The 23,863-nt window shown below is 52.1% G+C and carries 19 protein-coding genes and 1 tRNA gene; 16 read left to right on the top strand and 4 right to left on the bottom strand.

Annotation, left to right across the window (positions count from 1 at the left end; genetic code table 11):
* Positions 1 to 65 precede the first annotated feature (65 nt).
* From glgA to HMPREF1527_RS04565, 16 genes are all read left to right on the top strand, one after another.
* Entirely contained in the window at positions 66 to 1,565 is a 1,500-nt protein-coding gene (glgA, locus tag HMPREF1527_RS04640) for a glycogen synthase GlgA (protein WP_016477547.1), read from the top strand.
* 1 nt (position 1,566) lies between these two features.
* Positions 1,567 to 5,037, top strand: coding sequence for a 4-alpha-glucanotransferase (locus tag HMPREF1527_RS04635; protein WP_016477546.1), 3,471 nt, complete (start codon positions 1,567 to 1,569; stop codon positions 5,035 to 5,037).
* Positions 5,038 to 5,209: 172 nt separating this feature from the next.
* Positions 5,210 to 8,761 carry a transcription-repair coupling factor gene (gene mfd, locus HMPREF1527_RS04630; RefSeq protein WP_016477545.1) on the top strand — a complete coding sequence of 1,184 codons (3,552 nt, stop codon included), beginning with the start codon at positions 5,210 to 5,212 and terminating at the stop codon, positions 8,759 to 8,761.
* Between the two features lie 187 nt (positions 8,762 to 8,948).
* Positions 8,949 to 9,164, top strand: coding sequence for a type II toxin-antitoxin system Y4mF family antitoxin (locus HMPREF1527_RS04625; protein WP_016477544.1), 216 nt, complete (start codon positions 8,949 to 8,951; stop codon positions 9,162 to 9,164).
* Entirely contained in the window at positions 9,164 to 10,456 is a 1,293-nt protein-coding gene (locus tag HMPREF1527_RS04620; protein WP_016477543.1) for a HipA domain-containing protein, read from the top strand. Before HMPREF1527_RS04625 ends, HMPREF1527_RS04620 begins: the two co-directional genes overlap by 1 nt.
* Positions 10,457 to 10,629: 173 nt before the next feature.
* The gene (htpG, locus tag HMPREF1527_RS04615) at positions 10,630 to 12,642 is read left to right on the top strand and encodes a molecular chaperone HtpG (RefSeq protein ID WP_016477542.1); all 2,013 of its coding nucleotides are present in this window, start codon (positions 10,630 to 10,632) and stop codon (positions 12,640 to 12,642) included.
* Between the two features lie 314 nt (positions 12,643 to 12,956).
* Complete coding sequence (locus HMPREF1527_RS04610) at positions 12,957 to 13,253, top strand: type II toxin-antitoxin system Phd/YefM family antitoxin (protein WP_016477540.1); 297 nt, start codon at positions 12,957 to 12,959, stop codon at positions 13,251 to 13,253.
* Complete coding sequence (locus tag HMPREF1527_RS04605) at positions 13,216 to 13,551, top strand: type II toxin-antitoxin system RelE/ParE family toxin (protein WP_198009240.1); 336 nt, start codon at positions 13,216 to 13,218, stop codon at positions 13,549 to 13,551. Before HMPREF1527_RS04610 ends, HMPREF1527_RS04605 begins: the two co-directional genes overlap by 38 nt.
* Positions 13,552 to 13,678: 127 nt before the next feature.
* Positions 13,679 to 14,689: a Gfo/Idh/MocA family protein gene (locus HMPREF1527_RS04600; RefSeq protein WP_016477538.1), complete on the top strand. Its 1,011-nt coding sequence runs from the start codon at positions 13,679 to 13,681 to the stop codon at positions 14,687 to 14,689.
* Entirely contained in the window at positions 14,689 to 15,564 is an 876-nt protein-coding gene (gene mazG / locus HMPREF1527_RS04595; protein WP_016477537.1) for a nucleoside triphosphate pyrophosphohydrolase, read from the top strand. The genes HMPREF1527_RS04600 and mazG overlap by 1 nt, the downstream gene beginning before the upstream one ends.
* 91 nt (positions 15,565 to 15,655) lie before the next feature.
* Positions 15,656 to 16,381 (top strand): septum formation initiator family protein, encoded by a 726-nt coding sequence (locus HMPREF1527_RS04590; protein ID WP_232209529.1) that lies wholly within the window; start codon positions 15,656 to 15,658, stop codon positions 16,379 to 16,381.
* 5 nt (positions 16,382 to 16,386) lie between these two features.
* Positions 16,387 to 17,376, top strand: a complete 990-nt coding sequence (locus HMPREF1527_RS04585; protein WP_016477535.1) for a hypothetical protein — start codon at positions 16,387 to 16,389, stop codon at positions 17,374 to 17,376.
* Between the two features lie 48 nt (positions 17,377 to 17,424).
* A tRNA-Leu gene (locus HMPREF1527_RS04580) sits at positions 17,425 to 17,509 on the top strand.
* A gap of 268 nt (positions 17,510 to 17,777) precedes the next feature.
* Positions 17,778 to 18,479, top strand: coding sequence for a GntR family transcriptional regulator (locus HMPREF1527_RS04575; protein WP_051113120.1), 702 nt, complete (start codon positions 17,778 to 17,780; stop codon positions 18,477 to 18,479).
* 95 nt (positions 18,480 to 18,574) lie between these two features.
* Positions 18,575 to 19,273, top strand: a complete 699-nt coding sequence (locus tag HMPREF1527_RS04570) for a triose-phosphate isomerase (protein WP_016477533.1) — start codon at positions 18,575 to 18,577, stop codon at positions 19,271 to 19,273.
* A 31-nt stretch (positions 19,274 to 19,304) separates the two neighbouring features.
* Positions 19,305 to 19,826, top strand: a complete 522-nt coding sequence (locus HMPREF1527_RS04565; protein ID WP_016477532.1) for a YjbQ family protein — start codon at positions 19,305 to 19,307, stop codon at positions 19,824 to 19,826.
* Between the two features lie 145 nt (positions 19,827 to 19,971).
* Here HMPREF1527_RS04565 and HMPREF1527_RS04560 read toward each other — a convergent pair whose 3' ends face one another.
* From HMPREF1527_RS04560 to HMPREF1527_RS04545, 4 genes are all read right to left on the bottom strand, one after another.
* On the bottom strand, positions 19,972 to 20,829 hold the full coding sequence (locus HMPREF1527_RS04560; protein WP_016477531.1) for an L-ribulose-5-phosphate 3-epimerase: 858 nt from the start codon (positions 20,827 to 20,829) through the stop codon (positions 19,972 to 19,974).
* 64 nt (positions 20,830 to 20,893) lie between these two features.
* Positions 20,894 to 21,595, bottom strand: coding sequence for an L-ribulose-5-phosphate 4-epimerase (locus HMPREF1527_RS04555; RefSeq protein WP_016477530.1), 702 nt, complete (start codon positions 21,593 to 21,595; stop codon positions 20,894 to 20,896).
* A 15-nt stretch (positions 21,596 to 21,610) separates the two neighbouring features.
* A complete protein-coding gene (ulaG, locus tag HMPREF1527_RS04550) occupies positions 21,611 to 22,729 on the bottom strand; it encodes an L-ascorbate 6-phosphate lactonase (protein WP_016477529.1) in 1,119 nt (372 codons plus the stop codon).
* A 28-nt stretch (positions 22,730 to 22,757) separates the two neighbouring features.
* Positions 22,758 to 23,813 (bottom strand): hypothetical protein, encoded by a 1,056-nt coding sequence (locus HMPREF1527_RS04545; protein ID WP_035433697.1) that lies wholly within the window; start codon positions 23,811 to 23,813, stop codon positions 22,758 to 22,760.
* Positions 23,814 to 23,863 lie beyond the last annotated feature (50 nt).

Raw genomic sequence — 23,863 nt, 5'->3', positions numbered from 1 at the left:
CGGCCGGGGTAGTGCGGTAAAATGAGTACTTGCAAGTATGACAACAATAGTGAGAGGTACGGTTCATGGCACGCACAACAAGGAGAAGAAAGCTTAAGGTTCTTTTTTCGGCTTCTGAAGTTGTTCCCTTTTCAAAGACCGGCGGTCTTGGCGATGTAGCGGGTTCGCTGCCAAGCGCGTTGAAGCATGTAGGGGCAAAAGTTGCTGTCATCTCACCCCTGTACAAGACCATCGCACCCGAATGGCGCGAAAAGATGACCAAGGTTGCCGAGCTCTATGTGCCACTTGCTTGGAGAGAGGCGTACTGCGGCCTGTATCATCTTGTTCATGAAAATGTCGATTGCTACTTCGTTGACAATGAGTCGTACTTTGGCAGGGACGCCCTCTACGGCTTTTTTGATGATGGCGAGCGATTCGCGTTTTTCTCAAAGGCAATCTGTGAGGTAATCGCGCATGTGCCTGAACTCGCCTGCGATATCCTGCATTGCAACGACTGGCAAACAGCGTTGGCACCTGTCTTTTTGCGCGAGTTTTACAGGGGTATTCCCGTGTGCGATAACGTTCGCACGGTCTTCTCGATACATAACGTAAAGTTCCAGGGTCAGTTTACCGATGAAATGCTTGCGGACCCCTTGGGGCTTGCTGACATCCCTGCCGCGGCGGGGCAGCTCCGTTGCGACGAGCGTTCCATCAACTTTATGCAGGGAGCACTGCTGTACTCGGATTACCTGAGTACAGTCAGCCCCACCTATGCGCTTGAGCTGCAGATGCCGTTTTACGGCGAGGGCATGGACCCCATTTTCCGTCGCCGTCATGAAGCGCTGCGCGGCATCTTGAATGGTATAGACATTGCCGCATGGTCGCCGGCAAACGATCCCTTTACGCCCGCGCGCTTCTCGGCAAAGAAGATGGAAGGCAAGGCGGAGTGCAAGCGTCTTCTGCAAGAGGAGCTTGGGCTTGAAGTCAATCCTGACATCCCCTTGATTGTGATGGTCACGCGCCTGACTGACCAAAAGGGTATGGGCTTGGTGAGCTATGCCATGGACCGCATCATATGCGCCGGTGCCGAGGTGGCAATCTTGGGTACGGGCGATCAGAAATACGAGGACGATCTGCGCTACTTTGACGGACACTACGGCAACCGCATGGCCGCTCGCCTGCAGTTTGACGTGGCGCTTTCGCATCGTATGTATGCCGGCGCCGATATGTTTTTGATGCCTTCGGAGTTTGAGCCGTGCGGGCTCTCTCAAATGATTTCGATGCGCTACGGAACCCTTCCCATTGTGCGTGAAACGGGAGGCCTGGCTGATTCCGTCAGACCCTACAACCAATTTACGGGAGAGGGAACCGGCTTCAGCTTCGCGAACATGAACGCGGACGAAATGGCTGATGTGGTTTGTTTTGCCTGCGATGTGTACTGCAATCATCGCGACGCGTGGGACAAGCTGGTTGAGCAAGCGATGGCCGCTGACTTCAGCTGGCATACGGCCGCCAATGATTATCTCGACATGTATCATTGGCTCCACCCGGAGGTAATCCGTTATACCAGGCGCAGGGATTGGTAATATGCAGGCTTTTCACAGCACTTCGCTGGCAGCGTACCGTCAGCCGTTCGGCGCGGTTCGTCTTGGCGAAAACGTTACGCTTTCTATTGCCGTTTGGGGCGATGACGTGCGGGGCTGTTCTCTCAGGCTCTGGATTGAAGGCAATGGCGAGAAGTGCCTCCCTATGCAGCGGACTGCTCGCTCTGCGGTTGATGATGGCGTAGTCAGCCAAGTTGTTGACGCGCGGCGTGTTGGCTTTGGCGCGGCGTACGCTTCCTGCGTTCCCGCCGACGCCGTACTCTTCTCGGTGTCGTTTGCTCCCGATACTACAGGTATTGTGTGGTATCGCTTTGAGATTGAGGCATCGGACGGCGCTGTGTGGAAGTACGGCGCCCGCGAAGGATGGGTTACCGGTGTAGGCGATTTCGCTTTCGGCGAACCGCCCTCATTTCAGTTGACGGTGTATAGGCCGCGCAAGGTCTGTCCCACCTGGTATGAAAAGGGTATCGCGTACCAGATATTTCCCGACCGCTTCGCGCGCGGCGCTGACTGGCGCAGGCGAACTCGCGCGGCGCTTGATAAACCGCACCGCGGGCCACAGCGTGAGCTGATAGAAGATTGGGACCGCACACCTAGCTATGCGCGGGATGAAAACAGCCGTATCCTCAAATGGGATTTTTACGGCGGTACGCTGGAAGGCATTACGGAAAAGCTGGACTATCTTCAGGCGCTGGGTATCACCATCATCTATCTCAATCCTATCTTTGAAGCGGCCAGCAATCACCGCTATGATACAGCCGATTATCTTGCCATCGATCCTATTTTGGGCGATGAAGCATCGTTCAAGACACTGTGTCGTGAAGCAAAAGCCCGCGGCATTTCCATTATTTTGGACGGCGTCTTCAACCATACGGGAGCGGATTCCCGTTACTTTAATCGTGAACACAACTACTCCGACATAGGCGCTTGTCAGGGCGAGAAGTCGCCCTATGCGGATTGGTTTACGCTTGCGGAAGACGGATCGTACGCAAGTTGGTGGGGTGTTGACGACCTTCCCGACGTCAATGAGACCAGCCGATCATTCCGTGATTTCATCTGCGGAAAGGATGGCGTCGTGCGCCGCTGGATTCGTGCCGGTGCGCGCGGTTGGCGTCTCGATGTGGCAGATGAGCTTTCCGATGAATTTCTCGCCGAGATTCATGAGGCAGCTTTGGCTGAGCGCTCTGACGCGGTAGTAATCGGTGAAGTATGGGAAGACGCCAGCAACAAACGCGCTTACGGCGAACTCAAGCGCTATTTTGCCGACAATGAGCTTGACGGCACCATGAACTATCCCTTGCGCTCTGGGGTGCTTAAGTACCTGCGTAGCGAGATTTCCGCCTATGAGCTGGCTCAACGCCTTGAAGAGCTCCGGGAGAACTATCCGAAGCACGCGTTTTTCTCGTCACTCAATCTTATGGGAAGTCATGATCGCGCGCGCATTATGACTATTTTGAGCGGCGCTCCTTATTCGCGTACGGCTCCCGCGGAGACGCAGGAATTTCCCCTCTCATCCGATGAGCGCGGCCTTGGTAAGAGCCGCTTATGGGCGGCGAGCGTCATTCAGATGACCATGCCAGGTGTGCCGTGCGTGTATTACGGCGATGAGTGGGGCCTCGAAGGAAACCGTGACCCCTACAATCGCGCGACGATGCCCTGGGGTCAGGAGGACGACGGGGTGCGCGGCGCTTCTCGCCATGGCGACAAGGACTGCGCTGCCATCTATCGCAATTCGATTGCTCTGCGCAAGATAGTCCCCGTGCTAACCAGCGGTGAATTTGAACCATTTGCGCCCAATGAGGATGTTTTCGGATTTTGGCGCTACAACGGGACGCGCGAACAACATGCTGATGTACTTCACGATCCGGAGGAACGGGTCTGCGTGCTTATCAACAGGAGCCTCTCCAAGGTTCAAAATATTCGCGTTCCCATTGCGCCTGGCATGCAAGTCAGTGATATCATCACCGGACAGGTGCTTGAGGTTCGTAACGATTCCGTAGAAGTGTTCATGTGGCCGCTTGGCACCACGATTTTGCACATACACCGTCCGCGTCGCCTGCAGCGTCCCATGAAGCGCGGTATGGGCGTTCTCGCGCATATTACCTCACTTCCGGACAAGCTGAATGCTCCGTATGTGTCCCAGGGGGCAACTATTGGTTCTGATGCCCATCGGTTTGTCGACTGGCTGGAAGAGGCTGGTCAGATGTACTGGCAGATTTTGCCCGTAAATCCGACGGATGAGTGCGGCTCTCCGTATGCGGGTCTTTCTGCTTTTGCTGGAAACGCTTCCCTGCTTGACGGAGGAGCCAGTGGCGCCCTTGAGCGCTTTGAGGCCCTTGAGCGCAACACGGTTTTCCGTTATAGCTATCAGGAATTCTGCAAGAAAAACGCCTATTGGCTGGAGCCGTACGCTGTCTTTCGCGCCCTGAAGGATACCTTTGGGGAAGACGTGGCGTGGCAAGACTGGCCAGAAGAATATAGGAGCTATACTCCGGAATTGGCGGCCCGCGCCGGCGTAAGAGAAGGCGCCGAACGCCGGCGCCGTATTCAGTTTATGTTTGAACGCGAATGGCATGAATTGCGTGATTACGCGCATAAGCACGGAGTTCAAATCATTGGCGACATGCCCATGTTTGTTTCGGCGGATTCCGCTGACGTATGGGCGCATCCGGAGATTTTTGATTTGGACATGGAGGGGCGCGTAGCTTCTCAGCCGGGTACCCCGCCCGATTCGTTTGCTCCGGAGGGTCAGCTCTGGGGCAATCCCGCATACCGCTGGGACGTGTTGAAACAGCAGGGGTACGCGTGGTGGATGCAGCGCTTTGAGCGTTCCTTTGACCTGTACGACTATACGCGTCTTGACCATTTTCTGGGATTTATCTCGTATTACGATATTCCGTCCGGACATACGGCCGCAGACGGTTCCGATCTTTTTGGACCCGGACTCGACCTGTTCCAGGAGGCGCATAGACGCTTTGGCGAGCTGCCCTTCATTGCCGAAGACCTTGGCTCCGTGACGCCTGCGGTTCGCGCGCTTTTGGCGGAGACAGGTATTCCTGGCATGTCGGTGGCGGTGTTTGCCGATGGAGACCCCCGCGAGCATTTTGTGGCGCCGCCTGAGACGGTGCTCTACACCTCAACGCACGACACCTCGACACTCGCTGGTCATATCAAGCGCCGTTTCACTTTTCCCGATACAGAGGACGCGGCCGTAAACGGTTTGGCTGACGAGAAGACCCTTGAGCTGTTTAACGCTGTGGTTGAGCACGTGCTGTCGGTTCCGAATGACGTGGCCATACTGCCTTTGCAAGACGTACTGGGGCTGGACGATTCCGCTCGCATGAATGTGCCGGGGACCTGCAAGGACAATTGGGTTTGGAGATGCCCGCCTGAACTCCTGACTCATGATGCCGCTGAAAAACTGAGGGCCTTGGCGCGGCGCGGCGCTCGTTAGAGAAAACTGTGGCCGAAACTGCCGGTCGAGACCGCGGCTGAAACCGCGGTCGAAACTGTGGCCGAAACCGCGGCTGAAACCGCGGTCGAAACCGTTACAATAGCAATCCAATCTAATCAGGTGTAGCCCGCGTGTTTTTACATGTGGGCTTTTGCCGCGTTAAGGAGTCTTTGTGTTTATCAATCGAGTTGCTCAGCGCCTGTTATCCGCTCCCGAACTTGCAGCCTGTATGCGCGTGCTGTCGGAAGGCAAAGACGCTACGTTAGCTGTGGCGCAAGGCGCTCGTACGTTGGTGCTCGCGTCCGTCTGGGCGCACAACCCGCGGCCGACCGTGCTGGTGGTGGCCGGTGAGGAAGCGGCTGATCGTAGTGCTCGCGCTCTCGCGGCGTGGCTCGGCAATGACGTGGTCTTGAGGTATCCTGAACGTCGCGACTACCCTTGGTCGGAAACCGCGCCGGACGACGCTCTTATCGGCATGCGCTGTCATGCGATTGCTCGCCTTGCTGCGGGCGAGAAGTGCGTCGTGGTCGCAAGCGCCCGTGCACTTTTGCGCCGGGTTCCTCCGGTGGGCTCGGGCTACTGTATACCCAGTACGTTTTCTATAGGCGATGTCGTGCCTTTTGAAGAGGTGCCTGCGCTTCTGGTAGGCATGGGGTATGCCGACACCGGCGCGGCGGATGTTCCTGGCTCGTTTCATGTGCATGGCGACACGGTCGATATATTTCCCGCCCAGTTCAGCAGTGCAGTGCGCTTGGAATTTTTCGGTGACGAGATTGATCGCATTCGTCGCATGGTAGCCGCTACCGGCCAGACCATCGGCGAGCTTGAATCGGTGACGGTAGTCCCGTGCCGTGAGTTGGCCCTTACTGCAGAGACTATCCGCAATGCTGAGGCGGCATTGTATAACCGCGCTCAGGAGAATAGCGCGATAGCTGCGGACTTAGAGCTCATTCAGCGCGGAGCTTCCGTTTCGACGCTTGAGCGCTATCTGCCCATCCTATATGGTACAACGGCGAATCCCCTGGAACACATTGCGGCTGAAACCCTCGTGGTTCTCTCCGAACCCCGCTCACTTTTTGACGACTGTCAGCGAGCTATGGATGAGATTGCATCCGCCGCGCAAACGGCGAAGGTTAAACTCGACGGGCTGTACACCATGCCAAGAGAGCTGGATTTCGGAAAGCAGCAGCGCTTTTCTTTCGCTTCGCTTTTGCGTGCGGGCGGTCAGGTTACAGCGGAACTTGCGGTACACAGGCCCTCTATTGCCGGATCGGACGCTAAGCTGCTCAGCTGCGTTCGTCAGCTGGTTCATGACAATGATGTTGTCGTCTTTGCTGTTCCGGATAGAGCTGCCCGTGAGCATATGATGTCTCATTTCAGCGATGAAAGCATACCGTTTGAAGTGTCTTTAGGCACGTCAAAAGAAAATGTCCCAAAACAGGATATTTCGTATACTACTCTGAAACGCGGCAGGGTGACATTTACCGATGCTCCGGTTCCAGCGGGCATCATTGTACCTTCGGCAGACCTTGCCGTATTATCCGTTTCGGATCTTACCGTTCGCTCTGCTCGCAGCCATCGCCGCTCCAGGCGCGTCGATCCTACCAGTGTTACGTTTCCTTTCAAGCCGGGCGACTACGTTGTTCACGCTAAACACGGTATTGCCTACTTCAAGGAGATTGTACGAGAAGAAGCTGCGGGCAGGATGCGCGATTACTTCCTGCTTGAGTATGCTCAGGGCGACAAGCTTTACGTTCCCTTTGAGCAGGTTGACCGGCTGACAAGATATGTAGGACCTGATGGCGCCGCTCCAAGGCTGACTCGCCTGAGTACAGCTGACTGGTCTCGAGCCACGGCAAAAGCGCGCAAATCCGCTAAAAAACTGGCATTTGACCTGGTTGATCTCTATACGCGCCGCGCCTCAGTGCCGGGGTATGCGTTTTCCTTTGATACTCCCGCGCAGGAAGAGATGGAAGCTGCTTTTCCTTATCCAATGACACCCGATCAAGAGAGCGCGATTGCGGATATCAAGCTTGACATGGAAGCGCAAAAGCCTATGGATCGGCTGCTCTGCGGCGATGTGGGATTTGGCAAGACAGAGGTTGCGTTGCGTGCTGCATTCAAGGCATGTCAGGATGGTCGGCAGGTCATGATTTTGTGTCCTACTACCATTTTGGCTCAGCAGCATTTTGAGACGTTCTTCTCGCGCTTTGCCCCCTTTGGCCTGCGTGTGGCGGTACTTTCCCGTTTTGTTACGTCTGCGCGGCAACGGCGGGCGCTGGAGGGCTTTGCGGACGGTTCGGTGAATGTTTTGGTGGGAACTCATCGTTTGCTGTCGGCGGATGTGAACCCTCACGAACTGGGACTTGTCATCGTTGATGAGGAGCAGCGTTTTGGGGTCCAGCATAAAGAGCAGCTTAAAAATATGCGCGAACAGGTTGATGTGCTGACGCTTTCCGCGACACCCATTCCTCGTACCATGCAGATGGCTATGAGTGGTGTGCGCGACATGAGCCTTATCATGACGCCTCCTCCGGGCAGAAAGCCGGTCAAAGTGATGGTAGGGGAGTACGACCCCGACCTTGTGTCCGCTGCTATTAGGGCTGAACTCGCGCGAGAAGGACAGGTGTATTACGTCTCCAACCGCGTTACTACTATCGATGACGCTGTGAGTCGCGTGGCGGAGGCGGCGCCGGAAGCGCGCGTAGGCGTAGCCCACGGCCAAATGAATGCTCGCGAGGTAGAAGACGTGATGCTGCGTTTTCAGGAACATGAGATAGATGTCTTGGTAGCGACAACTATTATTGAATCAGGCATCGATAATCCGCACACCAACACGTTGATCATCGAAGACTCGGAACGTTTGGGCTTAGCCCAGCTCTACCAGCTGAAGGGACGCGTTGGTCGAGGCCGGCAGCAGGCGTACGCGTACTTTATGTTCCCTGCGGAGATGCCGCTTACCGAAGAAGCAACAGCGCGCTTGACCGCCATCAACGAGTATCAAGATCTCGGTAGCGGCATGAGGATTGCCATGCGCGACCTTGAGATTCGCGGTGCGGGTTCGCTTATGGGCGCTGAGCAGCACGGTAATCTCTCCGGAGTGGGCTTTGATCTCTTTACGCAGATGCTTGGCGAGGCTGTTGCCGAAGCGCGCGGGGAGACCCCCGATATCGAACAGGCAGAGGTGACCCTCAATTTGCCCGCCGATTTCTTCTTGGATGAAGAATATCTACCAGAGGTTGACCGGCGCGTGCTGGTGTATCGCCGTTTGGCGGCCGCTTGGGATCTTGCGGATGTGGATGAGATACAGCAGGAGACGGAGGAGCGCTTTGGTGCGTTGCCTCTTGCCGGCAAGAATCTCTTCGACCGCGCGCGGATACGTATCCGCGCAGAACGGCTCGGTTTGGCCTCGATTTCGCTTACCGGAGGACGCCTTGTGTACCAAGGAATCAAGATTCCCCGTGAGCAGGCGCTCAAGTTCAAAGCACGCGGTGCCATCTACTATCCCAAGTCCGAAAAACTTGGCTATCCATTCCGACACAAAGATGAACAGCTTATGCCTGCGGCTTTGGGTGTTCTCGAAGAGCTTGGCGGAGACGATGAGGAGTTCGACAGCGATGAGGCGTCCGGCGGTAATGAGATGTCCAGGGGTGGCGGAACGCTCGGCAGTAATGCTGTGCCTAACGGCGGCAAAGCGCTCGGCGATAACGAGGCGGAAAAGTAACGGCCACATATCTTGTGAAGCTTTCGTAGCGAGAAGACCGTGCGGCCGAAGGAATTGCTGCATACACGCGGTCTTCTCGTATATATGCGAACGAATAAATTCTACCTGTATGTAGTTGACTTTATGCGAACGAATAAATATTATAGTGTGTAAGCGATATATATGCGTTCGTATATATGGGGTGGATATGCAAGGTATTACAAGTCCGGAGGACCTGGGGAAACTTATCCGGAAGGTACGCAAAAGCCAGAATTTGACACAGCTTGACCTTGCTAATGTCGCAGGAGTGGGTAGTACGTTTATCTCTCAGTTGGAACGTGGCAAGACGACGGCCGAGCTCGGACGAACCATCAAAGTTTTAACGGTACTCGGTCTAGATCTCTATGCGGAGGTGCGTTCCTGATGACTGAGCTGGAGGTGTATCGGCTTTCTTTTGATGTTCCCGTTCATGTAGGCACGATTGTGTCACGTGAAGCGGATGGAACGAAATTTTTTGCCTATAGCGAAACATATATACATGACAAAGACGCCATTGCGATTTCCGAGTCACTTCCTTTAGACAAACGGCACTATGCTGAAGCGGAATTCAGGCCTTACTTTGAGGGCTTGCTTCCTGAATATGAAGCTCGCTCAATACTTTGTCAGGAACTTCAGATCAACGAACATGATTACCTTACCTTGCTTGGCGTATGTGGCCATGATTGTATTGGCGATGTTGTGATTCGCGAGGCTGCTGAGTCTTTTGAAAGGGAGGCTTTTTCATATCAAGCGCTGACAGAGCAAGAGTTAAAAAACATCTTTAAGACTGACAGGTCGACCGCTTTCGAGAATATAGTTTCGAGGCTTTCCTTAGCGGGAACGCAGTTAAAAACAGGACTTACCTATACAACCGACACAGATTTATCAAAATCAGGATGGTTGAAGCCAAAGGGACTTGCGGCTGCCAGCCATATCATGAAGATAAGCGACGTGAGAGATATTCCTGAAATAGAGTATGTGTGTATGAAAGCGGCAAAAGCGTGTGGACTGTCGGTGGCAGATGTTTCGCTTGAGAATTTTGGGAGACAAGTCCTCGCGGTCAAGAGGTTTGATCGCCATGTAAGCCAGTCGAATCAAACGGTTAAGGTCATTCGATTTCATCAGGAAGATTTGGCGCAGGCCTTTGGGGTAACGTCCGCATCAAAATACGCGGAACTTCCAGGAGGTAGCGTTGCGGCTATTGCGGAGATGCTCCGGAGATATACCGCGCAGCCGGCAAGAGAAATAACAAAGTTTGTACAAATGCTTTGCTTTACCTACTTGATTGGCGATTGCGATTCGCATCTCAAGAATTACTCGCTGCTTTGGAATAGCGAATCGCGCCGACCGGTGTTTTCTCCGGCATATGACTTGGTATGCACTACGCGCTTTGAGCGGTTTAGTCGTGAGATGGCCTTTGACTTTGGGGGAGAGCGGCTTATAGACAATATTGATGCGCATACCTTCGATCAACTTGCAAAAGATCTTGGCATTACTTCAAGGATGGTTAAACAAATTGCAAAACCATTAGTGGAGGCGGTTCAGCCTGAACTTATGAACGCGGGGCTTGGCAACTACGGCCGAGTGTTTGATTCAACCTATAGTGTCGCTGAAGACATTGTCGATGATTGTCTTCCTCGCGTGCGCGTGTTGGAGACATTCTGTACTTCTCGGTAGAAAAATCTCGTATTGTGCCGGCGACTTCATCCGGTTTTGCTAGAGCCTATCACCTGAATAGGAGTATCCATCCAAGGGTATCCCGATAACTGGTATGAAAAGTGTGTTGAAAGCCTGTTTCTGCAGAACAGGTAAGGCGGCAACTCAAGAACTGAAAGGAAGTCCTGTTACCCATGAAGCAATTTAAGACCGAAAGCAAGAAACTGCTTGATCTTATGATCAACTCCATCTACACCAATCGTGAGATTTTCCTGCGCGAACTCATTTCCAACGCCTCAGACGCGCTCGACAAGCTTTCCTTTGAAAGCCTCATCAAAAAAGACGTTAACGTGACGGATGCTCTGGCAATCAACCTTGCTTTCGATAAAGATGCCCGAACCATCACGGTAAGCGACAACGGCATCGGCATGACAAAAGACGAACTCGACAAGAATCTCGGTACTATCGCGCACTCCGGTTCCGAGCAGTTCAAGGAAGAAAATTCCGACCATCAGGGCGACAATATCGACATCATCGGTCAATTTGGCGTCGGCTTTTACTCCAGCTTCATGATTGCTCAAAAAGTTCGCGTGATGAGCCGCGCGTATGGCAAGAAGTGCGCCTATGTCTGGGAGTCTGACGGTGTGCATGGGTATACCGTTGCAGAAGCAACAGACGCCGACCTTCCCGAATCTTTACGCGCCGACAGCTCGCACGGCACGGTCATAACGCTGTTCCTCCGCCCCTCTACCGAGGCAGAAGATACCGATCAGTTCCTCTCGGAGTGGAAGCTGCGCGAACTCGTGCGCCATTATTCAAACTACGTGCGCTATCCCATTCAGATGATGGTCGAGAAGAGCCGCGAGCTTCCCAAGCCAGAGGACGCCGGCGACGATTATACGCCGCAGTATGAGCAGTATCAGGAGCTTGAAACCATCAACTCGATGACGCCCATTTGGAAAAAGCGTTCGAGTGAGGTCGAACAAAGCGACTATGACGAGTTCTATAAGGCAACCTTCCATGACTGGGAGAATCCCGCGCGTACGGTGTCGTTCCATGCCGAAGGCGCGCTCTCCTATGACGCGCTGCTCTTCATTCCCAGTCGCGTACCGTTTGACCTTTACAGCAAGGATTACGAGAAGGGCCTGGCGCTCTACACCTCCAACGTTTTGATTCAGGAGAAGTGCGCCGATCTTTTGCCCGACTGCTACAACTTTGTCCGCGGCGTCGTCGATTCTCCCGACGTAACCCTCAATATTTCCCGTGAGACCCTGCAGCAAAACTCTCAGCTGAAGGCCATTGCCCGACGCGTTGAGAAGAAAATCACATCCGAGCTTGAAGCCATGAGGGACAGTGATCGTCCCGCCTATGAACAGTTCTTTGAGAACTTCGGCAGGGGACTCAAGTTTGGCATCTACAGCTCTTACGGTGCCAAGGCGGATGAGCTTGCCGACCTCCTGCTGTTCTGGTCCGCTCGAGAAAAGAAGCTGGTAACGCTCAAAGAATACGCCCAGAATCGGAGTGAGGGCCAAGAGAAGATTTACTACGCCGCGGGAACTGACCGCGAGCGTCTCGCCAACATGCCGGTTGTGAAAAACGCTCTTGCCCACGGCTACGACGTGCTTCTTTGTACGCAGGACGTGGATGAGTTCATGTTCCAGGTTATGCGGTCCTATCAGGCGGAGTTGCTTGCGCCTGCCGCTGCCGCTACTGCCGCTGCAAAGGACGCCTCATCCGAGACCTCCGAAGCCTCGCTATGCGACCTTGCGTTTACGAATGTGTCTGCTGCCGATCTGAACCTTGCAAGCGAGAAGGAGCAGGAAGAGGCCAAGACGGCAGGCGAGAAGCACAAGGACCTTCTCGATACGCTGGCCAAAGCGCTTGACGGAAAAGTGACAAGTGTTACAACTTCGGCGTCTTTGGGGGAGGCTCCGGCTCGCGTTGCAACGGAAGGACCAGTCTCGCTTGAGATGGAGCGTGTTATGGAACAGGGTCCTGAAGCGGATCAGATGCCTAAGGCGCAACGCGTACTCGAGGTCAATCCGCAGCATCCGGTGTTTCAAAAGCTTGTCGAGGCGCAGGCTTCAAAGAAGGAGGACAAACTTTCGCTCTATGCAAACCTCCTCTATGACCAGGCTCTGCTTGTCGAGGGGCTTCCTGTAGATGACCCCATCCAGTTCGCCAAGAATGTTACCGAGCTGATGTAGTGTTTCTTGCAGGTGCAGTGTTACCGGGCTGAGGCAGTATTGCCGAGCTGATGCGGTATTGCCTAGTTGATGCAGTATTGCGGGGCCGGTGCAACGGGAGTCCGCTTCCGCGAAAATCGGTTTTGTGGGCATCATTGGATCTGATTCCTTAGTTGTAGGCAATGTACCATAATTGTGGTACATTGCCTACAATGCTAAATGGAAGAAAAATTTCGGCGTATGGGCGCGCAAAATCTATGGCACGTTCATAGCCTTTTATTTCATACTTCCGTTTGTGCAGGGTAAAGCGAGGCAACAGCCTGAAAGGGGTTCTCGTGGCTATTTGCGTTCCTATGAGAGAATTAAAAAACACGTCCGCGTTTGTCAAAAAGGTTGTTGAGTCTTCAGAACCCATCATCGTGACAAAGAACGGTTACAAAGCGTTTATTGCATTGTCGCCTGAACAATTTGATGCGCTTCAGTTTGAGGCATCGCGCGAGAAGCTCCACCAGATTATTGCGGTTTCTGAAGCAGAGCTCAACGCAGGTGAGGCTGCAGATGTTCGCACAGTTCTTTCGGAAGCAAAGAAGCGTTGTGGATACGGCTATCGTGAGCGCGAACATGAAAACTAGTGACGTTGTTTTATCCGCCTCCGCGCGGCGAGAGTTCTTGTTGATCGTAGAATATCTGCACTCAATTAGAAAAAGCGCTGCCGATGAGTTCGGTTTTCTTTCAGAGTTTGCGGTACTGATGTGGTCGCTGCAAACGCCGCATCACATTCATCCGCGGCTTAAGGATAGTGAGCTGAAGAAGCGTGGCTATAGGAAAGTATCTTTTTCGAAGTATGTGCTGATCTATCGATCTCATAGGGATAGGATAGAAATTGTTCATATCTTTTTAGTGGGACAAGAGTATGGACGCTTTGTGTGAGAGCAAGCCTGTAGCGGGCAGGTCTGTAGCGAGCAAGTCCCTAGTGGGCAAGCCCGCAACAGGCAGACTCGTAGTGGCAAGCCCGTAGCGGGCACGCAAGGAGACCATTGCGATATAAGGAGGCGCTGTGTACCAGGAAACGAAGGACTTGTTGTTTACAGCTCCACAGCTGCGGTGGGGTGTTATTGGCTGCGGCGTTATCGCCAACCAGATGGCTGAGGCGCTTGCAGCAGAAGGTCGCCATATTAACAGCGTTGCGAATCGCACCCATGAAAAGGCGGTAGCGTTTGCAGAGAGGCATAGCGTACTGCGGGTTTACGACACCATTGACGAACTTATCGCCGCTCCTGACATTGACGCGCTCTATCTGACGACGCCTCATAACACGCACATTACATACCTGCGAAAAGCTCTTGCAGCGGGTAAGCATGTACTCTGCGAGAAATCTATTACGCTCAACTCCGCTGAACTTGCAGAAGCGCGTGGGCTGGCGGCTGAGCACGGCGTTCAGCTTATGGACGCCTGTACCGTTTTACACATGCCGCTCTACAAGGAGCTGCAGCGACGCATTGATGCGGGCGATTTCGGTCCGGTAAACCTCATTCAGGAGAATTTTGGCAGCTATAAGGAATACGACATGAAGAATCGCTTCTTCAATCCGAAGCTGGCGGGCGGCGCACTTCTCGATATTGGCGTATATTCTCTCACTCTTGCTCGCCTCTTCCTGAAAAGCCAGCCGCATGAGGTGCTTTCAATGATGAATCCCGCTCCCACGGGAACCGATGAAACTGAGGGCATTTTACTGCGCAACGCCGAGGGGCAGATGGTTGTTCTTTCCCTTACTATGCACTCAAAGCAGCCCAAGCGAGCCATGATTTCCGCAGATAAGGCCTATCTTGAAATTATGGAGTATCCGCGGGCTGATCGTGCGTCCATTGTTTGGACAGAGACAGGTGAGCGAGAAGAGCTGCGGGTTGGCAATACGGCGCAGGCGCTGGGCTATGTGTTGGCTGATATGGAGCGCGCTGTTGCGGGAGACGAACGTACTCGCGCACAGATTGGAACCTCAGCTGATGTTATGGAGCTTATGACTAATCTTCGCGCTGACTGGGATTTCAAGTATCCCGAGGAGCTGTAATGGGCGAGAAAAGCGTGGCCGCAACGGATGTCGCAAAACTCGCAAGTCAAATTGATGCACAGACGCAACAACGCGATGGCGCTCCGTCAAAGCACCCTGAATTTGATCGTCTCGTGCGCACAATCTGGCGCCTTCGCCAAAGCGACGGTTGTCCATGGGATAAGGCTCAGACGCACGACTCCATTACTAAAAACATGATTGAAGAGGCCTATGAGGCTGTCGAGGCTGTCAAGGACGGTTCTTCCGAGCACCTTCAGGAAGAGCTTGGGGATGTGCTTGAACAGGTGTTACTTCATTCGCAGATTGAGTCAGACGACGGTGGTTTTGATATTGACGATGTGTGTCGTGCGCTCAATGAGAAGCTGATCCGCCGCCATCCGCACGTATTTGGACCCGAGGCGGGAAACGCTCAAGATGCCGATTCGGCGCTTACGGTATGGGACAGCGTGAAAGCTGCCGAGCGCGCCAATGAAGAAGACCGTGTGCACACCGAAGGACTTCTCGATAGCGTCCCGCACTCGCTGCCGGCACTCATGCAGGCTCAAAAACTCTCCAAGCGCGTGGCAAAGGTAGGGTTTGACTGGGATTCTGTCGAAGATATCTGGCAGAAAGCTGTCGAGGAACGCGCGGAATACGAAGCTGAAACGCCGGGCTCTGAAGCTCGAGCGGAAGAATTCGGTGACCTGCTCTTTGTCATGGTGCAGCTGGCCAGGCGAGACGGAATCGATGCGGAAGAGGCGCTTGCTTCGGCTAATCGAAAGATGCGTCGCCGCTGGTCGCGCATGGAGGAGCTTGCGAGGCAGAAGGGCTTTTCGCTTGAAGACCACCGCGAGCTGCTTGAGGACCTGTGGCAGCAGGCAAAGTCAGAAGAGTAAATGAAGTTTTTGCTGAAAGCCCTTTAAAGGCATGAAGTCTGCCATACTGGAAAAACGCCCTACCCTTAAACGAACCGGAAACGAGCAGGCGATGAGTTTGAGCCCGACTGATAAAAGATCTTCGCAAGAATCGCAGGTGCCCTCGAAGCGCGCGCGGGTTCATCCGACCGCGTCAACTATCGGTTCCGTCTCAAAGCGCGGAACGGGCGATGCGGCCAGGCAGTCGAGAAGTACCATGAACTCCAGCGCCAGAGCGCGCGATGAGCGAGGAAGCGACCGTACTCAAAACACCGGGCACACCGCGGGACGCTCGGCGGGCGGCACTACAGGTCGCACTGCAGGCCACGGCGTTCGCAACCGTGATACTAACCGCGGCACCGGCCACAGGGAAGCGCGAGGCGGTACATCGGCTACGCGCCCACTGGAACGAATCAAAGACGCCTTGCTAGCCCATAAAAAACTTGCTGTCACTATCTTTGTGCTTGTAGTTGTTATCGTGGGCCTTTATGGACCGATTCAAGGCTACTATCATGCAGTCCGGGATGCACAAGAGCTGCAGGTGACGCAGAAGCAGATAGAGGAAGAGAACAAAGATCTCAACAATGACGTGCAGCGTCTGCAAACGCCGGAAGGCATCAAAGACAAGGCTCACGAGCGCGGCTATGTTTCCGATGACGAGAATAGCGTTTCAGTTGAAGGCGTAGGCAATACGACTTCCGATGACAAACCAAAAGAAAAACAGCGACCGGAACATCCCTGGTACATTCAGTTGCTTGACGCTATTTTCGGATACGCTCCAACCGATGCGCAAGAGTAGACGCCATGATTGCCGCAATTGATATCGGTACGGTAACGGTGCGGCTTGCTGTGGCGGAGGTCACCAGCGGACGCGTGCTGCGCATGGCAAAACATACCGAAATTTGTAATCTTGGGATTGGCGTTGACGCAACCGGCCTGCTTGATCAAAAAGCAATCGAGCGGGTATATGTGGTTGCGGCCTCATATGTTGAGGCTGCTAAGAGCGCCGGCGCTGAGGCTATCGTATGTACGCTTACTTCCGCCGCCCGTGACGCTCAAAATGCTCCTGACCTTGGTATGGCTTTAGCGTCCTTGGGCCTTGAACCCATGATTATTCCTGGTGAGATTGAGGCGGCGCTTACGTTTTTGGGTGTGGCGCAGGACTTCAATGACCGCCAGATTCTTGTGGCCGACAGCGGCGGCGGCTCTACGGAGTTGGCGCTTGGAAATGTAGCGGGCGGCGCAATCGATCTGTCGTTTATCCGCTCTATCGACGTCGGTTGCCGACGTATGACCGATCACTTCTTGTTTGAGGATGGAATTCCCGCAGCTCAAGATCTTGAAGCTGCCCATAAATTTGCTCGGAGTCTGTTTTCGGAGGCGCTTGCGAGTTCGGAGTATCAAACGGCGAGAAAACCTGAGGTACTTGTAGCAACTGGAGGTACCGCTACAAGCCTTATCGCGATGAACGCCAAGTTGGAACCATACGATCCCTCATTCGTGCACCTGAGGGGCATTTCATTTGAGGATGTGCAAAAACTTGAAGGGCTTCTCGCCGGCATGACCGTGAAGGAGCGAGCAGAACTTCCGGGACTGCAGGAAAAACGCGCGCCGGTGATACTGGGCGGAACGATTACGCTTTTTGAGCTGATACGGGCGACGGGATTCAACACGATGATTGCCAGCGAAAGCGACTTGCTTTTCGGACTTGTGATTACCGCGGCGGCAGTATATGAAGGGCGAGAGTCTCCGGTGGTGTGGCGACCGATCCTGAAACCGCTTACGAAGAAGTAAATCTTGGATGCATGTTTGCGAACATCGTGCGATAATATCGATGCATTCGGGGGCGTGGCGGAATTGGCAGACGCAGGGGACTTAAAATCCCTAAACTTCGGTTGTGAGGGTTCGAGTCCCTCCGCCCCTACCAGGTATTTTATGCTAGATTACGGTTTCTGCAGCCTTTCGTCTGGCGCATCTCCTCTATCACTTGTATACTACTTGTCTATAGTAATCCCCGGTCTGTTCTATTTTTACGTTAGAAGGTTGCAGTGTGCACAAAGGTTGCAGATGACGATAAAGCCTACCCCCTCTTTCCAACGCCAGAAAAGCTTACTAATCAAGATGAGCCGAAAAAAGCTTTAATTACTAGTGGTACGACGTCGCTACATTCGCAACTGGCTGATCAGATCAGAGAGATGATCTACTCGCGAGAATTAGTTTCAGGCGAAAAGATCCTCTCGGAACATGAACTTATGGATCGCTTCGGTATAAGTCGGGGAACTGTGCGGCATGCAATTGAAACGCTGGTCAACGAGGGTCTTTTGTTTCGTGTACACGGGAAAGGTACCTATGTCGCCGAAGAGGGGTTGTCTCATCCAGCGGGCGTTCGACCTCTTTCGTTTGCCGAATCTCTCAGGAATCAGGGGTTGGACTTTGAAACAAAAGTCCTTGAAAAGAAAGTTCTGCCCGCTCCGGAAAATGTAAAAAATGAGCTGCAGGCATCGCCTTCAGACCTCATTTGTTTTTTGCGCAGGGTCAGATATGTCGATGACGAGCCTATTTTGTGTCAGGAAAGTTGGACGAATTTGTCGGAATGTCCCGGCTATGAAAAAGCAGATTTTCGAGTGGAACCAGCCTTTTCAGCCGCGGAACGATGCAGCGGAAAGAAGATTTCGTACTCAAAGATTCGCTATACGGCGCGCGCGGCGGGAGCGGAGCACGGCCGCTACTTACAGTGCGATGAGAACTCACCAATCCTGGTTCTTGAGCAAACAATCAGATTTGCCGATAAGACCCCCTTTGAGTGGAGTCTTACGTGGCTTACATCAGGGCAGGCAGTAGTGGGGGATGCAATTCAACCCCGAACGCGCGCGCTCACCGATAAAATTCATCTATAAAGACATCTTGTATATAAAATTGTGTACAAGTTGATATATACTGCTTATATTGAACTTGTCGTTTTGTATGCATGCTTTGGATAGAGGGGATCTGTATGGAAAAGCACAAGTTGAGAAGCCCATTTTTTGTAGTTAATCCAAAGTCGTATTTGTACGGAGAGGATCTTCGTAAGCTTGCCGTTAAGGCAGATGAACTTTGCGAGAAATACGATTTTGATTGTCTGTTCACGGCGCAGCTGATTGATTTAGCTTGGGTCGCGGAGCATTGCAAGCACCTTATTCCGTGTGCTCAAAATATGGAAAGCCTCAAGCCTGGTCGTGGCATGGGACATATCTTGCCTGAGGCGCTTGCGGCGGCAGGAGTAAAGGCTACATTTTTGAATCATGCCGAGAATCCCATGACCGTTCATGAGCTGGCTGCAACCATAGCCCGCGCTGATGAAGTTGGAATTCTGACCTGTGTGTGCGCTGATTCCGTTGAAGAGGCGAAGGCTATTGCGGAGCTTCATCCGGATATTATGACCTGCGAACTTACAAGTCTTATTGGAACCGGTCAGATTGCCAGCGAGGATTATATGCGCGCTTCAACGGAGGCTGTCAAGGCTATTTCTCCCGCTACTAAAGTGCTTCAAGCGGCAGGCATCAGCTCCGGCGAAAACGTCTATGACGCTATCAAATATGGTGCCGATGCGACCGGAGGCACCTCGGGCATTGTCGCGGCGGATGACCCATTTGCGACGCTTGACGAAATGTTTGAAGCGCTTGATCGAGCGCGTACTGATTTTGCACAGTAAATACAGCAAGAAAAGATTGGAGAAGAGACGTATGGCTGTCTATCAAGATACGGTTACGGTATCAACCGCGGCGGGTCGTCCCGATTTTATCGATATCAAACAGCAAGTAATTGTCATCATTGCTGCGTCAGGAATCTCAAATGGCATCGTAACGTGTCAAACGACACATACTACCTGTTCAGTCATTTTTGAGGAGTATGTTCACGATACAAATTGGCAGGGCCAGGAGTTTCTTCAGGGAGATCTGATTCGTTTTGTTGACAAGATGATTCCTCGTGAGGTTGAAGAGAATCGTGAATACCGGTATCCAGGACCAAAACACGTTCAATTTCTTGTGGATTACCATGATGAACATCCTGAGTTTCCGGGAGAGGCAAATACCATTTTGAATGGTGACGCGCACCTGAGAGCTTCTCTTTTTGGCAGCAGTCAAACGTTTGTAGTTACTGACGGCATGCCTGCAACCGGGGAATTTGGTCATATTTATCTGGTTGACTGGGATCAGAATAGAGAGCGTAATCGTAAAGTCAAAGTTTGCGTGATTGGCGAGTAGTCTTTAAAAGGACAGACATCTATTAAAAACCACTGAGCCATACTGCCCAGTGGTTTTTTTAGAGGCGTTGTTTGTCTTTGGAGCGTATGTTGCAAAAGTATCCGGTAAGCCAAATAACCTATGATCCTATCAGCAAAAGATATGCTTATTTTGCATAGTGTTCAAATGCTGCGTCGATCTTACTGCGAATATAATTGGAAGCAAAGGCAAGATCTGTTTTCCAGTCCTCATCACCGGTGTACCACATTTCTGCTACATAACGGCGAACGCCTTGGGGCACTAGTTGCGATAGAGCGCCATCGTAATCCGTTGTTCCCGTCGAGAAAGGTATTTCGCGATAAGCGCCTTTTACCGTTTCTTTCATATGAGCAGCAAAAATGTGTCCTTTACCGGTCATGATATCATCCGCAACACTTTTTCCGTATATGAGCGACGCATTGGTGAGATTACCGACATCCGGGTAGATGCCAAGATATGGGCTGTCAATTAAGTCAACGTATTTCAGGGCCTTTTCAACTGTGTCCATAAAAGGCGTTTCCATGGTTTCAAAACCGAGACAGACTCCTGCTATAGACGCCATTTCAACAGCTTTACTTAAGTTTTCGGCGAACCATTTACGAGTATCTTCTGTTCCTTCTTCATAATACACGTCATAACCAGCAAGCTGAATCGTATGAAGACCAAGATCACAGGCAAGCGTAAGGGCCTTGTCCATTATTTCAAGCGAGCGTCTACGGACAGAAGAATCCTGTGATCCAAAAGGATACTTTCGATGGCCTGAGAGGCACATAGAGCCTAGAGGAACTCCTGCATTCTCTATAGCAGTACAGAGGGCTTTACGCTCGCTTTTTGTCCAATCAATACGAGAAAGACGAGCATCAGATTCATCGATAGAAATCTCGACGTAGTCAAAGCCACATTCTGCGGCTGCAACAAGTCGATCTTCCCAAGGAAGTTCTGCAGGTGTTGCTTTCTCGTAAAGTCCAAGTTGGTAGGTATTCATACAGACTCCTTAATAGGTAAGTGAGCGGTCTCCGGCAGGAGACCGCTCACGATGCTCAATGTGGCTAATGTTTACCTTGTCCGTAGTATGCGTTTGGACCGTGTTTACGAAGATAATGACGATCTTGCAGGTACTTCGGAGCTTCCATGACCTTTGGATTATTCAATTCTGTCAAAGTGGCCATCTTGGCAACTTCTTCAATAACCACTGCATGATAGACAGCTGCTGCGGCGTTCTTACCCCAGGCAAAAGGTCCATGATTGCGTACAAGTGTGCCGGGAACGGCAACGGGGTCAAGATCTGCAAAATCTTCAATAATGACGTTGCCTGTTTCAAGTTCATAGGCACCGTCGACTTCCTTCTTTGTTAAACTGCGAACGCATGGAATATCTCCATAGAAGTAGTCTGCGTGTGTCGTGCCGTAACAAGGAATTGAGCGGCCTGCCTGAGCCCAAGAAACTGCATGTGTAGAGTGAGTATGCACAATGCCGCCGATCTTCTCGCCCCATTTACGGTATAAGCAGGCATGAGTCTCCGTGTCGGATGAAGGATTCAGATCACCTTCAATAACCTTGCCTTTAAGATCACAGATAACCAGATTTTCCGGACTGAGTTCAGAATACTCGACCCCGGATGGCTTGATGACAAAAAGGCCGCGTTCACGATCAAGACCAGAAGCATTGCCCCATGTAAACACAACAAGATCGTGTTTGGTCAGATCCATGTTGGCTTTATATACTTCTTCGCGAAGCTCTTTCAGCATCATACGTATGAAGCCTCCTTAAAGGACACTACGGAATGGGACATTTGGTTCATGTTCGAAGCAATCATGAAAACCACGATCGTGATGATAGGCAAGACGATCTTTATCTTGGGGGTATGTGTAATGACCGCCAACTTCCCAGAAGAACGGATGGAATTTGTAGTCAAGACGATCCTTGCGCATATCCCAAAGAACTCTGATCTCCTGAACGTCGGCTTGGAAGTTGGTCCAAACGTCGTGATGAATCGGAACAACGACTTTTGCCTGTAATGCTTCAGCCATGCGGAGCATATCAGTTGCTTCCATCTTGTCTTGGATCCCTATGGGGTTGCAGCCATAGGCTCCGAAACATACGTCAACGCCGCCATATTTCTTAGCAATATCCTTACCGTGCTTGGCAAAGTAGATGGAATAGTGAGAGTCGCCGGAATGGTAAATATTGCCGCCAGGCGTTACAAAGAGGTAATTAACGGCTTTTTCGTCCATGTCCATAGGACATTTCCCCCAAAGATCCGGACGATTCTCAGTCGTGTCAGTAGTAGTAACGATGATAGTGCGGTCAAATGAATCGTAGGCAACTATCTCAATGTCTTTGATCTTGACCTTATCACCGGGCTTAACGACGATGCATTGCTCGCGGGGAACTCCCCAATCGACCCAAATGTCAACAGCTTTTTCGGGTCCAATGAAGGGAACTGGAATTTCCTTGCCGTTTTCATTTGTGGTCGTCATATTGTTGTTGATGACCTGGGCTGCAAGTTCTTTGGACATATGATCTTGATGAATGTGGGTGACGACAACAGCATCAAGATGTTTGATCGCAAACGGATCGATCACAAATGGGACATTACGAAGGTTTGGCTGCATATTACGGACACCGGCCATATTAGCCATCTGGTGACCAACCTTCATAAGACCATTGCCATGCGTGCGCTTTCCGTTACCTGCCCAAAAATCGACGGCAATATCTGCACCGCCGGGGGTCTTGAACCAGATCCCGACACAGCCAAGCCACCACATTTCAACTTGGTTGGGCGCAACAACGGCGTTCTCGATTTCCTCGTTGAGCCATGTTCCCCATTCGGGAAACGTATTCATGATCCAATTTTCGCGGGTGACCTCTTTAAGGTTTGCCATGACCGCTCCTTTCTTGGTGTGATAGAAACTATGCTTTGACCGTGTACAGTGCAAGCTGATCAGTTTCACGATAAGCAGCAATGATCCGGTCGTTAGTGCCGTCGTTATAAGCCCATACATTTGCAGGTCCGAGATCATGGTCGATAACATCAACGTGATACGTACCGTCGGTATAGTGAACCAAAAGAAGATCTCGAGCTTCTTTTCGATGGCCAATTATGGCAACTCTCTTACCTGCTATATCCCCGGCCCATAGTGCATGAAGGAATTCACGCTTTGACGGGTCTGTCCAAACGAGCTCGTAGCGATCTTTTATCTCAGTTTCATGCCAAATGGAAAGTGTATCTCCATGGAATTTAGAGAAGGTAAGAATTTCATTTGCACCATCTCCATCAAGATCGGCGACAACAATATCGCTTGTCGGTTGAATGATAAGGCATGTGATATCCCACTCACCTTCTGGAGAAGCTGGCGGTACATAACGAAATACGCCGGCAGCCGTTGATATAAGGGCGAATGATTTATCGGGAGCGGTCCAAAAACCATGGTTCTGGACTTGACAGCTTGCAATACACGTAAGTTCCAGCTGGTTTTTATCGTCGTATTGTTCGAGCTGACCATTAAGAGGAGCTGCCCATACAGCACCAGGAACACGCCAGTCATCCTTGACACCGGTTTCAGCAGTTCCCTTGATAGTACAGGCAAGGAGCCAAAGCGTTCCGTCAGTCCCCTCAAGCAAGCCAAAACGATGGACGTAAGGAAGGTCACAGAGCGTACGCTCCGTCCAAGCGTCATGCGCCTCATGAGTGTATGAAGCAATGGCGGCATCTGCTCCTCCAAAATTCGGTGAGAAGAATTTTCGAGTTGCAAGAAACTGGTCGTTACGCCTTGGAACCTGTGCAATCGTCATTACCCCACCGGGTCCTTTTGCGACGGTTTCCATGGGAGTGCCATCCAGAGCAAAACGACGGATAGGTCCTTCTTTTTCAACTGCAGCAAGAAAACTTGAGGCGTCACTGCCGTCGAACATACCTACTGCGTAGCACTTAGGCATTTGGGCAATAACTTGCTTTGTGTATTTCATAATCAGAACTCTGTCCCTTCTAAAACACGCGGGGCTAGATACCTGCCGGC

Origin of the sequence: Atopobium sp. oral taxon 199 str. F0494, assembly GCF_000411555.1 — a bacterium.
Classification (GTDB): Bacteria; Actinomycetota; Coriobacteriia; order Coriobacteriales; family Atopobiaceae; genus Lancefieldella.
Note: the sequence above shows the minus strand (reverse complement) of the source record. Positions and strands in the feature narration are given on the sequence as shown.